The organism is Mesorhizobium sp. INR15, from assembly GCF_015500075.1.
GTDB lineage: Bacteria > Pseudomonadota > Alphaproteobacteria > Rhizobiales > Rhizobiaceae > Mesorhizobium.
The window spans coordinates 1,951,174-1,964,259 of record NZ_CP045496.1; the positions used below are offsets into that span (position 1 = coordinate 1,951,174).

A 13,086-nucleotide genomic window follows, 5' to 3' on the forward strand; every position below is an offset into this window, starting at 1 on the left:
GAGTAAGGCAACGGTGGGCTGTTTGCGGTCATTCTGAACCGCTGCATTCTACGCCCACGTCCCGGCATGGATCCCAGGGTCTGCGCCGCGTCGCTGCGCTCCTTGCTTCGCCCTAGGATGACGAATGCGCGGTGGCCCCGCAGTCAATCATTGCGGCAAGTTTATCAACCCCGCTCGGACTGGATCCTGTTGTAGTCGTGGATCGTCCGGCTTAGCCGGCGGCGCAGGAAGTTGGAAATGTTGTCGAAGATGAAGACGACGGCCAGGATCAGCAGCACCATGTAGAAGACGTTGGCCCAGTTGGAGTTGGTGCGCATCGCTTCCCACAGCTTCAGGCCGATGCCGCCAGCGCCGACGGCGCCGATGATCGTCGCGCCACGCGTGTTGGATTCCCACTGGTAGAGCGTCTGGCTGATGAACACCGGTATCACCTCCGGCATCACGCCGTAGCGTTGTACAAGCAGGCCGTTGGCGCCGGTTGAAAGCACGCCTTCGCGCGGCTTGTCGTCGATGTTCTCCAGTGCCTCGGAATAGGTTTTGCCGAGCGTGCCGATCTCGGTGAAGAAGATCGCGGCACTGCCGGCCAGCGGCCCAGGGCCGAAGGCGCGGGTGAAGAACAACGCCCAGATCAGCATGTCGACCGAGCGCATGAAGTCGAAGAAGCGCTTGAGCACCTGGCTCAGCGCGCCGCTCGGCGTGATGTTGCGGGCAGCGAAAAAGGCCAGCGGGAAGGCGACGATGCCGCCGAGCAGCGTGCCGAGGAACGCCATGACAATGGTCTGCAGCAGCTTCGTCCAGACATCGCCGTGCTGCCACTGGGCGTTGTTCCAGATGTTGTCGCCGGCCAGCGCGATGTTCGACATGCCAGGCTTCAGCTCTGGCCCGGACACCAGCAGCGAGATCACTTCGCCGGCCGGCTTGCCGAAGAAGGGCGAGCGGGTGTCGAAGACGAAATTCGCCCATCCCAGGAAACGCTTCCGAACCTTGACGCGGTCGACCGTAACGCGAACCTCGCCGACGAAGCCCATCTTGGCGACCACTTCGTCGTCATGCACGGTAACCCAGTCCGGTACCGGGCCTGATATCACCGGCTTGCCGCTGGTCAGCGAGACGGGAACCGTCTGTCCATTCGCAACAATCGTCGCCTGAGCCTTGTCGAAGGTGACGGACTTTGCCGGTCCGTCGATCAGCACGGTGTAGGTGCCATCGGGATTCCTGATCACCCAATCGGGGTTCGGGTTCTCGCCGAGTGCCGAAAAGCGTGGATATTTCGGTGTGATCTCAGGCTGGTCGAGACGGAATTCCGGCTGCAGGTCGTAGCTGATCCACTGCGTCAGGAAGAGCGGGAGGCGCTCCCAGTGCGATTCCCTCATCACCTGCGGCAGGTTGAAGAACCACAAGGCGTAGGTGAGGTAGAGCAGCGTGCCGGCGAGCAGGAACAGCGGCCCATAGCGCTTGTAGGCGGGCCGGCGGAACACATCCGGGTAGCGCTCCTCGATCGACCGGATTTCGTCCATGGTCATCGAAGTCATGTCTTGTCTTTCTGGCGGACCATGATCTTTTCGGAAACCCGATCTAAGCGTTCATCAGGAAGGCCTGCTCGCCGACGAGCTTGCGGCGCAGCCAGGCGGAGAACTGGTCGACGATGAAGATGGTGGTGAACAGCAAGAGCACCAGCGCCAGCGTCTTGGCGCCGAAGCCGCGTGAGATGGAGAGCTTCAGTTCCTCGCCGATGCCGCCGCCGCCGACCGCACCGATGATGGTCGAGGCGCGTACGTTGATCTCGATCCTGAGCAGCGTGTAGGACATGAAGTTGGGCAGCACCTGCGGCAGGTCGGCGAAGCGCACGCGCTCGAACCAGTTGGCGCCGACAGCCCGCAGGCCCTCCTCGGCGCGCATGTCGACGTTCTCGTTGATCTCGTAGAACAGCTTGCCCAATGCGCCGATCGAATGCAGGCCAATGGCGATGATGGCGGCGATCGGGCCGATCGACACGATGGCCGCGAACAGACCGGCGATGACGATTTCCGGGAAGGCGCGCAGCAGTTCCATGAACCGCTTGACGATAAGCCGCAGCACTGGATGGGGCGTCAGATTGCGCGCCGCGATGAAGGAGAACGGCACAGCGAAGACGAAACCGACGAACGTCGAGACCAGCGCCACATTGACCGTGGTGAGCATCAGCTCGAAATATTCAGGGACGTAGAAACCGCCCCAGACATAGACGCGGCCAAGCGGAAAGTTGAATTCCTGGGTGCCGGTGTCGTGGGGCGAGGCGATGTCGAACAAGGCCCGCCAGACATCGTTCCAGTCCTTGGGGATCAGCCAGCTCAGGAAATCCAGAAGGTGTGGCAGCCGGTCGAAGAAGTGCCCGGCATTGGCTTCGTCGGCGAACCACATGCTTGAGAACATGGCGGCAAGCAACAGCCCAATGCCGAGCACCGTATAGAGGCGCCGCTGCGACGTCTGGCGTCGCCAGGCGTCGGCCATCGGATGAGGGGTGCCGGAAGGGGCGGGAACAGAAAGGGTCATGATCGGACAAGCAGAAAGGGCGGCATCGTTGATGCCGCCCTTGCCGATTTCGCCGTTAGCCGCCGATGGCTGCCTTACGCGCTTCGACGATGACGTTGTAGAAGTCAGGCTTCACCGGAACGTAGCCGGTAAAATCGCCGCCTTCGACGCCTTCGAAGCAAGCCTTGTCCTTCTTCGGCAGGTCGGTGAAGAAGGCGGCGAGCTTGGCGGTCATGTCGTTGCCGATCGCGGTGCGCACGACCAGCGGGCCGTTCGGGATCAGGCCCGAGCGCCAGACTTCGACGAAGTCGTTAGGGTCAACGGCGCCCTTGGCGACGACCTTGTGGAAGGTACCCGAGCTGAAGCCGTTCTTGAAGTCGCCGATACCAGAGGAATCGTCCACCGCAACGTCGACCTTGCCGTCGCGGACGGCGAGGATGTTGTTTTCATGGCCGCCGTTGAACTGGGTCGAAGCGAAGTAGTTGTCGTTCGGCATGCCGGTGGTCTTCGGAATCTGGGTCAGCGGGATCAGATAGCCCGAGGTCGAATCCGGATCGGCGTAGCCGAGCTTCTTGCCCTTGGCCGACTTGATGTCGGTGATGCCGGAGGTCTTCAGGGCGAGGCCGACCGAATAGTAACCGGTGGCGCCGTCGGTCTGCTGGGTGGTGAGGATCGGGGTGACGGCGTTCGGATCCTTGATATAGACGCTGGCATAGCCGGAAGCGCCGAGTTCGGCGAAGTCGAGCGTTCCGCCGAGCAGGCCCTGAATGACGCCGTCATAGTCGGCGGCGGGGAACAGCGAGACCTTCTCGAAGCCGAATTCGGTCTTCAGGTGGTCGGCCAGGCACTGGTAGTTGCGCAGGCGGTCGGTCTCGTTTTCACCGCCGAGAATGCCGACGCGGAATTCCTTCATATCGGCGGCATGGGCCGCGCTGGTCGCCATGGCGAGCACCGAAACGGCGCCGAAAACCATCTTTCTAAACATGTGACATCTCTCCAGTAGGTTCCGGCCTCGCGCCGGCGGCGTTCTTGTTCTTTACAGGTGCCCTTGACGCGGGCTGGCGATCCAGGCTGCTCTCGAATTGCCCATGATCTTTTCCCGAAAAACCGGTTTCAGCCTTTCGGGATCATGGATTTCAGTACCCCGGGAATGCGGGCTCGAGCGGTCCGGCGGATGCGGCGATTTTTTTCTTGAAAGCAACGCTGGTCGACGTGATGGCCTCGGAGATCTCGCCACCATTGCTGTCGGCGCCATAGACGAGACGGACGGCTTCGCGGTTCAGCTCTTCCGGCGCACCGTCAAAGACCACCTTGCCGGCGGCCATGCCGATGATGCGGTTGCAATAGGTGCGGGCGGTGTCCAGCGTGTGAAGATTGGTGACAACGGTGATGCCTTCGCGCAGGTTGATGTCTTGCAGCGAGTCCATCACCACCTTGGCATTGAGCGGGTCGAGCGAGGCGATCGGCTCGTCGGCGAGGATCACCTTGGGTTGCTGCATCATGGCGCGGGCAATGGCGACACGCTGCTGCTGACCGCCCGACAAGGTGCCTGCAGGCTGCAGCGCGGTGCGGGCGATGTCGAGACGCTCGAGCGCGGCGACCGCCTCCGCGCATTCGGCGCGCGAGAACATGCCGAGGAGATTGCTGATGGTCGAGCGATGGTTCAGCTTGCCGAGCAGAACATTGGTCAGCACGTCGAGGCGCGGCACCAGATTGAACTGCTGGAAGATCATGGCGCAATCGCGCTGCCAGCGCCTCAGAGGTGAGCCGCGCAATTTCGAGACCTCGGCGCCGTCAAAAAAAATCGACCCCTGGCTGGGGTCGACGAGACGATTGATCATGCGCAGGAGGGTCGACTTGCCGGCGCCCGAGCGGCCGATGATGCCGACCATCTGGCCTTGCGGAATCGAGATGTTCACATCGCTGACGGCGGTGTTCTTGCCAAAGCGGCGGCTGACACCGCGGATTTCGAGCGTAGCTGACATATCAGGTTTCCAATCCGGCCCGTTTCCAGCCCGGTCGCGTTGACGTCTGTTCGCTTTCGCTAGCGCAGCGCCATGAACCTGCGGTGTCGGATTGATGTCAGTTTTGTTACCACCCACAGACGCAACGTCAGAGCACCGTTCGCGATGATCAGCCGAGGATCAGCAATTCCTCGAAATGCTTCATGTCCCGGAAGCCGCAGAAGGCCGGTGCCTTTATCTCGATGACCGGGGCCTGCCGCGCGAAGAGCGCCAGGCAATCGTCAAACAGGTCCTGCCACGCGGCGACCCTGTCGTCGGCGAGGCGCTGGATCTGATAGGCGAAGGTGATGTGGAGGACGTAGGTGTCGTGGTCCGGATGCCGGTATCCGAACGGCACGGCCAGGGCGTCGCGCCAGGCGCGCATTGTGCGCACGTCTTCGTCCGTTGCGCCGGCAACGGTCAGTCCCGTCGGGGTGACTTCGATGGCCTTGATCTGAAACGCACCGAGGCCTTCGAAGCCCTTCAGCCGTTCCAGATAGAGGCGTGTCATGGCTTCGATGCTGGTGTCGAGCGGCACATCCCGCGGCCAGTAGGGCAACCGCCGGCGGTATTCGATGATGCCCTGGAAAAGGGTCATGTGCAGGCTGGTAACAGGCGTGAACGCCAGCCGGTCCGCGTCCGGCATCGCCAGCATCCGGTCGCGCACGGCAAGCACCACCGCTTCCGACGGCGAGCCGCCGACGAGATGGCTGACCACTGTATTGCCGGGCTCGATCAGGAAGTTGCCCGCCATGTCGTAGCGGGTGCCGAGATGGGCCGGCGCTGCCGGATTGGAGCCGGCAAAGAATCCGGCGAGCGAGGGTCTAATGGAAGCAGGCATTGCGACCTCCTGGGGAGATGGCGTCCTGCCTCCGCGATGTGTCAGGGATGTGAAGCAGGGCTTTTGATGACGTCGATGTGAAGGCTACCCGCCGTATTTTTCCAGGAAAGCTTCTGCCTCGAGCTCACGGAAATCGTCGAGGGCCTCGCGCAGCCTTGCGTGATCCCAGTTCCACCATGCGAGTGCTTGGTAGCGCTCCGCCGTGCGGCGGTCGAAGCGTTCGCGGATCGGTTTGGCCGGCACGCCGGCGACGATGGTGTAGGGGGCGACATCCCTGGATACGACGGCACCCGCGCCAACCGCCGCGCCATCGCCGACAGTGACGCCGGGCAGGATGGTCGAGCCATGGCCGAGCCATGTGTCGTGGCCGATGGTGACGCGCCTGGCGCGGCGCTGGGCGAAAAACTCGGTCTCGTGTTCGGCGTCCTCCCAGTAGTCCGAGGCGCGGTAGGTGAAATGGTGCAGCGTCGGCCGCCATGTCGGGTGGTTGGTGGCATTGATGCGCACGCTTGCTGCAATGTTGGAGAACTTGCCGATGGTGGCGCACCAGACGGCGCAATCCTGCATCATGTAGGAATAGTCGCCGAGCTCGCTTTCGGAGACCCGGCTGCGGTCGGCGATCTCGGTCCAGCGGCCAAGCGTCGAGTTCTGCACTTCCGCTGTCGCGTGGACCAGCGGCGCTTCCGACAGCTTTCTTGTCATGCCGCGATTTTTCCCGGGGCGAAAGCGGCGACATCGATGATGCGGTCGGCAACCGCCTCGCGCACATCGTGGTCGTGGAAGATGCCGAGCAAGGCGACGCCCGCCGTCTTCTTGGCCGCGATCAGGGCGATCACCACGTCGCGGTTTCGGGCATCGAGCGAAGCGGTCGGCTCGTCGAGCAGCAGGATCGGGTGCTCGGTGATGAAGCCGCGCGCGATGTTGATGCGCTGCTGCTCGCCGCCCGAGAAGGTCGCCGGCGGCAAGGCCCAAAGCTTCTCCGGCAGATTGAGCTGCGCCAGCAAGGCGCGCGCCTTGTCGCGCGCCGTCTCGCGTTCCTCGCCACGCTCCACCAGCGGCTCGGCGACGACATCAAGCGCCGAAACGCGCGGCACGGTGCGCAGGAACTGGCTGACATAGCCGATGGTCTGACGGCGTATGGCAAGAACCGTGCGCGGGCTGGCGGTGGCGAGATCGATCAACCCGTCATTGTGCCTGACGATGATCTGACCCTCGTCGACGGCATAGTTGCCGTAGAGCATTTTCAGGATCGAGCTCTTGCCAGCACCGGATGGGCCGCCAAGCACGGTGCATTCGCCGGCCCGGATGGAGAAGGAGACACCGGAGACCACAGGCAATTTGATGCCGTCGCGCAGATGCATGGTGAAGCTCTTGGCGACGTCGGAGACAACGAGGGGGGTCGGCATCAGAAAGTCCTCCAGTCGCTATTCGATAGTGATCTTGGGTGGTGCCAGGCACCCCCCTCTGGCCTGCCGGCCATCTCCCCCTCAAGGGGGGAGATTAATTGCTCTTCTGCCTGGCTCCATCTGCAAGGTCGGGGACTGGCGAAAGCCGACGCGACAGCCGATCTCCCCCCTTGAGGGGGAGATGGCCGGCAGGTCAGAGGGGGGTACGCCGGAGCAAGCATGATCACACCTGCAAAATCGAGGAAACAAGCAATTGGGTGTAAGGCGCGCGCGGGTCGTCGAGCACGCGGTCGGTGAGACCGCTTTCGACAACGCGCCCGTCTTTCATCACCATCATGCGCTGCGACAACAGCCGTGCCACGGCGAGATCGTGGGTGACGACGATGGCCGCCAGGCCGAGATCGGTGACCAGACCGCGCAACAGGTCGAGCAGGCGCGCCTGTACCGAAACGTCGAGACCGCCGGTCGGCTCGTCCATGAACACCAGGCGCGGTCCGGTGACGAGATTGCGGGCGATCTGCAGGCGCTGGCGCATGCCGCCGGAGAAGGCGCGCGGTTCGTCGTCTATGCGGTCCTCGTCGATCTCGACGCGCGACAGCCAGTCGACGGCGGTGGCGCGGATCTTGCCGTAGTGGCGATCGCCGACCGCCATCAGCCGCTCGCCGACATTGGCGCCGGCCGAAACCGTCATGCGCAGGCCGTCGGCGGGGTTCTGGTGAACAAAGCCCCAGTCGGTCCGCATCAGGAAGCGGCGCTCGGCCTCGCTCATGCGGTAGAGTTCGCGGAACTGGCCGTCGCGCATGCGGTAGCTGGCGGTGCCGGAGCTCGGCAGCAGCCGCGTCGACAGGCAGTTGAGCAGTGTCGTCTTGCCTGAGCCGGACTCGCCGACCACAGCCAGCACTTCGCCCGGCCACAGGTCGAAAGTGACGTTGTCGCAGCCGACGCGCGAGCCGTAGAATTTTGACAGTGCGCTGACGCGCAGCAGCGGTTCGTGGGTCATCGTGCCGGCTCCATTGTTTCGACAGCAGCCCGTGTCTCAGGCGCGAGATGGCCGCGATGGCCTTGTTCGCGCCGCTTCTCGCAATGATCGGTATCTGAACAGACGAACATGTGGCCGCCGTGGTCGTCGAGGATGACCTCGTCGAGATAGACATTCTCGGCCGCGCACAGCGCGCAGGGCTGGTCGAAGGTTTGCACCTCGAACGGATGATCCTCGAAGTCGAGGCTGACCACGTCGGTGAAGGGCGGCAGCGCGTAGATGCGCTTTTCGCGGCCGGCGCCGAACAGCTGCAGCGCGGGCGAGCGGTGCATCTTCGGATTGTCGAATTTCGGCGTCGGCGACGGGTCCATGACGTAGCGGCCCTCGACCTTGACCGGATAGGCATAGGTGGTGGCGATGCGGCCGTGCTTGGCGATGTCCTCGTAGAGCTTCACATGCATGAGGCCGTATTCCTCCAGCGCATGCATTTTGCGCGTTTCGGTTTCGCGCGGCTCGAGGAAACGCAAGGGCTCCGGGATCGGCACCTGGTAGACCAGCACCTGGCCGGCGCCGAGCGGATGTTCCGGGATGCGGTGGCGGGTCTGGATGATGGTGGCTTGCGCTGTGTCGGTGGTCACCGCGACATTGGCGACCTTCTTGAAGAAGGCACGGATCGAAACCGCGTTGGTGGTGTCGTCGGCACCTTGGTCGATGACCTTCAGCACGTCATCGGGGCCGATGATCGACGCGGTGACCTGAACGCCGCCGGTGCCCCAGCCGTAAGGCATCGGCATTTCGCGTGAGGCGAACGGCACCTGATAGCCGGGAATGGCGATGCCCTTGAGGATCGCCCGCCGGATCATCCGCTTGGTCTGTTCGTCGAGATAGGCGAAGTTGTAGGTGGCGATGTCTGTCGGTTGCGCGGTCATTCCGCTGCCTCCCTTTTCTCTTCAATCTTCGCGGGATTCTCTCGGGCGTCGTATTCGGCGCGCATGCGGCGCACGAGATCGAGTTCGGCCTGGAAGTCGACATAGTGCGGCAGCTTGAGATGCTCGACAAAGCCGGTCGCCTGGACATTGTCTGAATGCGAGATGACGAATTCCTCGTCCTGTGCGGCGGCAACGACATCTTCGCCGAGTTCGGAAGCACGAAGCGCCCGGTCGCAGAGCGCCATCGCCATCGCCTTGCGCTCGCTCTGCCCGAAGACCAAGCCATAGCCGCGCGTAAATTGCGGCGGCGCCTTGGCCGAACCCTTGAACTGGTTGACCATCTGGCACTCGGTGACGTGCACCGTGCCGAGCGGCACGGCGAAAGGTAGTTCCGGCACGTCGAGTTCCAGATCGACCTCGCCGATGCGGATCTCGCCGACAAAGGGATGGTTGCGGGCATAGCCGCGCTGGGTGGAATAGCCGAGCGCCAGCAGGAAACCCTCGTCGCCGCGTGACAGCGCCTGCAGGCGGATGTCGCGCGCCATTGGAAATTCCAGCGGCTCGCGGGTGATGTCGCCCGGGATATGATCCCCAGGCATGTCGCCGTCCGGCTCGATCAGGCCTTCGCGGGCAAGGATCGCCGAGACACGCGGCATGGCTTCCGCCTCAGTTGCACGCTGCAAGGGTTCCGGGACATCGGCACCGGCGGCAAGCTCGGGGTCGAGCAGGCGGTGCGTGTAGTCGAAGGTAGGGCCGAGCAACTGGCCCCCGGGAAGATCCTTGTAGGTCGCCGACACGCGCCGTTCGATCAGCATCGTGGCGGTGTCGATCGGCTTGGAATAACCGAAGCGCGGCAGCGTCGTGCGATAGGCGCGAACAAGGAAGATCGCTTCGATCATGTCGCCGCGTGCCTGGACGATGGCAAGCGCGGCCAGCTCACGGTCGTAGAGCGAGCCTTCGCTCATAACCCGGTCAACACCAAGCGCCAGTTGCTCGACGATCTGGTCGAGCCTCAACGCCGGCACCGACCGGTCGCCGCGCCGCCGGTCGGCGAGCAGGCTGTGAGCGTTGGCAATGGCGGCTTCGCCGCCTTTTACCGCGACATACATGTTAAGCCTCCATCGTCTTGATGCGGGTCGTGCGCGGCAGGCAGGCGATGCCATCCGGTGCGGCCAGGATGATGTCGATGCCGCGCGGGAAGCGCTTGATATTCTGCTTCCACTGTTCGACGAAGTGACGCGGCATCGCTGCTGGCGCGATCGTCGCGCTGGCCTCGATGCCGGGACCTTGGAGCAGCAGCGGCGCGCCCGAAAAGAGGTCGCTCACCTGCAGGATGAGTGTGGTTGAACGGTCGGGATAGTCCTGCGTGCCTTGCGAAAAGCCATCGAGCGCCATCATCTCGGCGGGCGAGGCGATCAGCGCGAAATGCGCGTCAGCCGGCGTGTTGGCCATCGGCGCGCCGCTGTGGAAGCCAAGCCAGGTTTTCACCGCAGCCGCAGCCTGGAGGGCAGGGTCGAGCCAGAGCGGCGTGTCGTTGTCGCAGAGCGCCAGGGCGATGGCGCCGGCGGTTGCCGTCAATGGCGCCGGCGGGCGGGCGAAGGCCGGCAAGGGCTGCACCGTGCCTGGCCGCGCCATCGCGTCCATGACGGCGCGAAAGACGGTCTGGGCATTGAACACCGGATCGGCAAAGCCGCCGTCGATTGCTTGCGTTGAAACGTCCATCAGTCTTCTCCGCGAACCATGGTGAAGAAATCGACCTTCGTCGCCGCCGTCTCGGCGCGGCGCTTGTCACGAGCCTCGGTCAGTGTTGCCTGCAGCGGGGCGATGAGCCTGGTCTCGACCTCATGACGATGGCCGGGGTCCTGCCAAAGCGCGTCGGCGATCGCCGCCAGCCTGGCCTTCTGCTTGTCGCGGCCGAGCGCGTAGCAATGACCGACCTGGCCGGATGCCAGCCGCACAGTGGCCCGGGTAACGGTGGCCTCACCGACATTGAACGGCGCGCCACCGCCGCCGATGCGGCCACGCATGGTGACCAGCCCGGTTTCGGGGCCGCGCAGCAATTCGGCCTCGACGGGCAGGCCCGACACGTTCCAGAGCCGGACAATGTCGTCGCCGCTGGATTGCGCCAGTGTTGCCATGGCGGCTTTGCGCCCGGCCTGGTCCCTTGCTTCCTGTCCTCGCATCATCAACATTCCTCATTGCTAAATTTGTCTATTGATATAGACAACTATACAAATTATATCTATTATCTAACGTGTGTCCATGACGGGTGGATGACAGGGGTTGGAAGGCCGGGGGCAAAAGATGGTTGGGCAACAGACGGCCGACAGCATTGAGCGGCGCAGCGGCGTTTCGCTGTGGCGCCAGATCGCCGACAAGATCCTGCAGTCGATTGCCGTTGGCGACTTTGCCGAGAATGCGGCACTGCCGCCCGAGGTGGCGCTGGCCGAACGCTACGGCGTCAACCGCCATACGGTACGCAGTGCCATTTCGGCCCTTGTGCAGGAAGGCGTGCTTCGGGCCGAGCAGGGGCGCGGTACTTTCGTGCTGTCACGCAAACGGCTGTCTTACCCGATCGGCGCGCGCACGCGCTTCTCGACCGGCCTGCAAGGGCAGACATCGGAGCGGCATATCGTGCTGCTCGCGTCGACGGTCGAGCCGGCCAGCCCGCGCGTCGCCGAGGGCCTTGGGCTTGCCAGGGGCGCTGACGTGATACGCTTGGAGACGCGCGGTGAAGCTGATGGGCGGGCGGTCTCGCGTGCCGCCGGCTGGTTCGATGCCAAACGCTTTGCCGGGATCGACGCCGCGATGGCGCAAACCGGATCGATCACCGCATCGCTGGCACGCTTCGGCATCGACGACTATCTCAGGCAGTCGACCGTGCTGTCGGCGCGCCATGCGGATGCCGCCGACCTCGCCGACCTCGACCTGCGGCCGGGCGCCATCGTGCTGGTCACGGTTGCCATCAACGTCACGCCCGACGGCCAGCCGATCCAGTTTTCCGAATCCCGCTTTCCGGCCGAGCGGGTGGAGTTGAAATTGTCGGCGCTGTAGGGCGGATCCTATATCAGACCGTGACTTATCTCGATCGCGCCCGCCTGTCGGCGGCTTCGCGTCTGAGGACCGGCTTCCCCCACTCCGTCTCGGCTTCGCCGGGCCACCTCTACCCCCTCCGGAGGGAGAGGAAGGGGAGCCCGCTGTGATGGCGGGAGAGGAAGAACCCGGTTGGAGGAGCGTTGGCGGTAAAAGCTCGCGCCCTTCCTCTACCCCGTCGATCGGGGGAGAGGTGTCGAGCGCAGCTCGACGGAGTGGGGGTCGACCTGCGCGGGCATCTTCAATTCCGTGTTATGATCCAATCTCGATCACAGCCTTGATCAGGCCGGACTTTTCATGTGCCCAGCGGGCGAGATCGGACGGCGTAGCGGCAAGCGTTGTTGTGTGGGTAACCAGCTTCGCCAATGGCACGGCGCCGTCACGGATCGAGGCGGCGACATGATCGAAGTCGGCGCGCAAGGCATTGCGGCTGCCGACCAGCGTCATCTCACGCTTGTGGAATTCGGGATCGGAGAAGCTGATGTCGTCCTTGACGACGCTGACCAGAACCAGCGTGCCGGCATGCGCGACATGGGCGAAGGCCGATTGCACCGACTGGGTGTTGCCGGTGGCGTCGAAGACCACGTCGAAGCCTTCGCCGTTGGTTGCTTCGCGAACCAGATCGGCCGCTGATGCTTGCGAACCATCAAGGACCGAGAAGCCGAGTTCACTTGCCGCGAAGCCCAGTCTTTCGCTGCTCATGTCGAGCAGGCTCACGTCGAGGCCGGCGATGCGGGCGAAGATGGCGGTGCCGAGGCCGATCGGGCCGGCGCCGATGACCAGCGTACGCGCGTCTGGTTCGGCCCGCGCCCGGCGCACCGCATGCGCGCCGATGGCCAGGAATTCGACGGCGGCGGCGTCGGCCAGCGAGAGGCCGTTGGCCGGATAGAGGTTTTGTGCCGGCACCAGGATCTGCTCGCACATGGCGCCGTCGCGATGGACGCCGAGCACTTCGATCCTGACGCAGCAATTGGGTCTGCCTTGCCGGCAGGCGATGCATTTGCCGCAAGCGAGATAGGGATTGATGACCACCGGTTCGCCAACGGCGAGATCGACACCGGCGCCTGTCTCCACGATGGTTCCCGATACCTCGTGGCCCATGATGCGGGGATAGGCGAGGAACGGATGCTTGCCTTCGAAGATATGGTAGTCGGTGCCGCAGATGCCGACATGGCTGACCGCGACCAGCGCCCAGCCCGGAGGCGGCGCGCCGGGCGCCTGATGGTCTTCAAGAACAAGGTCGCCGGGCGAGCGGCAGACTACGGCTTTCATGTTTCAATCCAGTCAGGTCATGGCGTTGCCGGCCCATCGAACGAAGAGGGCC

At 63.9% G+C, this 13,086-nt stretch carries 14 protein-coding genes; 1 reads left to right on the forward strand and 13 read right to left on the reverse strand.

Annotated features, from left to right (window positions below; translation table 11 throughout):
* Window positions 1-164: 164 nt before the first annotated feature.
* From phnE (GA829_RS09460) to phnG, 12 genes are all read right to left on the reverse strand, one after another.
* Window positions 165-1,532 carry a phosphonate ABC transporter, permease protein PhnE gene (gene phnE / locus GA829_RS09460; protein ID WP_195178238.1) on the reverse strand — a complete coding sequence of 456 codons (1,368 nt, stop codon included), beginning with the start codon at window positions 1,530-1,532 and terminating at the stop codon, window positions 165-167.
* Between the two features lie 43 nt (window positions 1,533-1,575).
* Complete coding sequence (gene phnE / locus GA829_RS09465; RefSeq protein ID WP_374940391.1) at window positions 1,576-2,490, reverse strand: phosphonate ABC transporter, permease protein PhnE; 915 nt, start codon at window positions 2,488-2,490, stop codon at window positions 1,576-1,578.
* Window positions 2,491-2,587: 97 nt separating this feature from the next.
* A complete protein-coding gene (phnD, locus tag GA829_RS09470; protein WP_195178240.1) occupies window positions 2,588-3,496 on the reverse strand; it encodes a phosphonate ABC transporter substrate-binding protein in 909 nt (302 codons plus the stop codon).
* A 151-nt stretch (window positions 3,497-3,647) separates the two neighbouring features.
* Window positions 3,648-4,496: a phosphonate ABC transporter ATP-binding protein gene (gene phnC / locus GA829_RS09475; RefSeq protein WP_195178241.1), complete on the reverse strand. Its 849-nt coding sequence runs from the start codon at window positions 4,494-4,496 to the stop codon at window positions 3,648-3,650.
* 148 nt (window positions 4,497-4,644) lie between these two features.
* Window positions 4,645-5,355, reverse strand: a complete 711-nt coding sequence (locus GA829_RS09480) for a DUF1868 domain-containing protein (RefSeq protein WP_195178242.1) — start codon at window positions 5,353-5,355, stop codon at window positions 4,645-4,647.
* Window positions 5,356-5,439: 84 nt separating this feature from the next.
* Window positions 5,440-6,057: a DapH/DapD/GlmU-related protein gene (locus GA829_RS09485; protein WP_195178243.1), complete on the reverse strand. Its 618-nt coding sequence runs from the start codon at window positions 6,055-6,057 to the stop codon at window positions 5,440-5,442.
* Window positions 6,054-6,761, reverse strand: coding sequence for a phosphonate C-P lyase system protein PhnL (gene phnL, locus GA829_RS09490; RefSeq protein ID WP_195178244.1), 708 nt, complete (start codon window positions 6,759-6,761; stop codon window positions 6,054-6,056). The genes GA829_RS09485 and phnL overlap by 4 nt, the downstream gene beginning before the upstream one ends.
* A gap of 223 nt (window positions 6,762-6,984) precedes the next feature.
* Window positions 6,985-7,761 (reverse strand): phosphonate C-P lyase system protein PhnK, encoded by a 777-nt coding sequence (gene phnK / locus GA829_RS09495; protein ID WP_195178245.1) that lies wholly within the window; start codon window positions 7,759-7,761, stop codon window positions 6,985-6,987.
* A complete protein-coding gene (locus tag GA829_RS09500) occupies window positions 7,758-8,669 on the reverse strand; it encodes an alpha-D-ribose 1-methylphosphonate 5-phosphate C-P-lyase PhnJ (RefSeq protein ID WP_195178246.1) in 912 nt (303 codons plus the stop codon). Before GA829_RS09500 ends, phnK begins: the two co-directional genes overlap by 4 nt.
* Window positions 8,666-9,778, reverse strand: coding sequence for a carbon-phosphorus lyase complex subunit (locus tag GA829_RS09505; RefSeq protein WP_195178247.1), 1,113 nt, complete (start codon window positions 9,776-9,778; stop codon window positions 8,666-8,668). The genes GA829_RS09500 and GA829_RS09505 overlap by 4 nt, the downstream gene beginning before the upstream one ends.
* Window position 9,779: 1 nt before the next feature.
* Complete coding sequence (gene phnH, locus GA829_RS09510) at window positions 9,780-10,391, reverse strand: phosphonate C-P lyase system protein PhnH (protein WP_195178248.1); 612 nt, start codon at window positions 10,389-10,391, stop codon at window positions 9,780-9,782.
* On the reverse strand, window positions 10,391-10,852 hold the full coding sequence (gene phnG, locus GA829_RS09515; RefSeq protein ID WP_195179584.1) for a phosphonate C-P lyase system protein PhnG: 462 nt from the start codon (window positions 10,850-10,852) through the stop codon (window positions 10,391-10,393). The genes phnH and phnG overlap by 1 nt, the downstream gene beginning before the upstream one ends.
* Before the next feature lie 121 nt (window positions 10,853-10,973).
* On the opposite strand from phnG, the gene phnF reads away from it, so the two are divergent.
* Window positions 10,974-11,723 (forward strand): phosphonate metabolism transcriptional regulator PhnF, encoded by a 750-nt coding sequence (phnF, locus tag GA829_RS09520; RefSeq protein ID WP_195178249.1) that lies wholly within the window; start codon window positions 10,974-10,976, stop codon window positions 11,721-11,723.
* A 291-nt stretch (window positions 11,724-12,014) separates the two neighbouring features.
* Here the strand turns inward: phnF and GA829_RS09525 are convergent, their stop codons facing one another.
* The gene (locus tag GA829_RS09525; protein ID WP_195178250.1) at window positions 12,015-13,034 is read right to left on the reverse strand and encodes a zinc-binding alcohol dehydrogenase family protein; all 1,020 of its coding nucleotides are present in this window, start codon (window positions 13,032-13,034) and stop codon (window positions 12,015-12,017) included.
* Window positions 13,035-13,086 lie beyond the last annotated feature (52 nt).

Coding starts and splice junctions, on each gene's coding strand:
- phnF (WP_195178249.1), top strand. CDS start 10,974: ATGGTTGGGCAACAGACGGCCGACAGCATTGAGCGGCGCAGCGGCGTT.
- phnH (WP_195178248.1), bottom strand. CDS start 10,391: ATGGACGTTTCAACGCAAGCAATCGACGGCGGCTTTGCCGATCCGGTG.
- phnL (WP_195178244.1), bottom strand. CDS start 6,761: ATGCCGACCCCCCTCGTTGTCTCCGACGTCGCCAAGAGCTTCACCATG.
- GA829_RS09485 (WP_195178243.1), bottom strand. CDS start 6,057: ATGACAAGAAAGCTGTCGGAAGCGCCGCTGGTCCACGCGACAGCGGAA.
- phnK (WP_195178245.1), bottom strand. CDS start 7,761: ATGACCCACGAACCGCTGCTGCGCGTCAGCGCACTGTCAAAATTCTAC.
- phnG (WP_195179584.1), bottom strand. CDS start 10,852: ATGCGAGGACAGGAAGCAAGGGACCAGGCCGGGCGCAAAGCCGCCATG.
- GA829_RS09500 (WP_195178246.1), bottom strand. CDS start 8,669: ATGACCGCGCAACCGACAGACATCGCCACCTACAACTTCGCCTATCTC.
- phnE (WP_374940391.1), bottom strand. CDS start 2,490: ATGGCCGACGCCTGGCGACGCCAGACGTCGCAGCGGCGCCTCTATACG.
- GA829_RS09480 (WP_195178242.1), bottom strand. CDS start 5,355: ATGCCTGCTTCCATTAGACCCTCGCTCGCCGGATTCTTTGCCGGCTCC.
- phnE (WP_195178238.1), bottom strand. CDS start 1,532: ATGACTTCGATGACCATGGACGAAATCCGGTCGATCGAGGAGCGCTAC.
- GA829_RS09525 (WP_195178250.1), bottom strand. CDS start 13,034: ATGAAAGCCGTAGTCTGCCGCTCGCCCGGCGACCTTGTTCTTGAAGAC.
- phnD (WP_195178240.1), bottom strand. CDS start 3,496: ATGTTTAGAAAGATGGTTTTCGGCGCCGTTTCGGTGCTCGCCATGGCG.
- GA829_RS09505 (WP_195178247.1), bottom strand. CDS start 9,778: ATGTATGTCGCGGTAAAAGGCGGCGAAGCCGCCATTGCCAACGCTCAC.
- phnC (WP_195178241.1), bottom strand. CDS start 4,496: ATGTCAGCTACGCTCGAAATCCGCGGTGTCAGCCGCCGCTTTGGCAAG.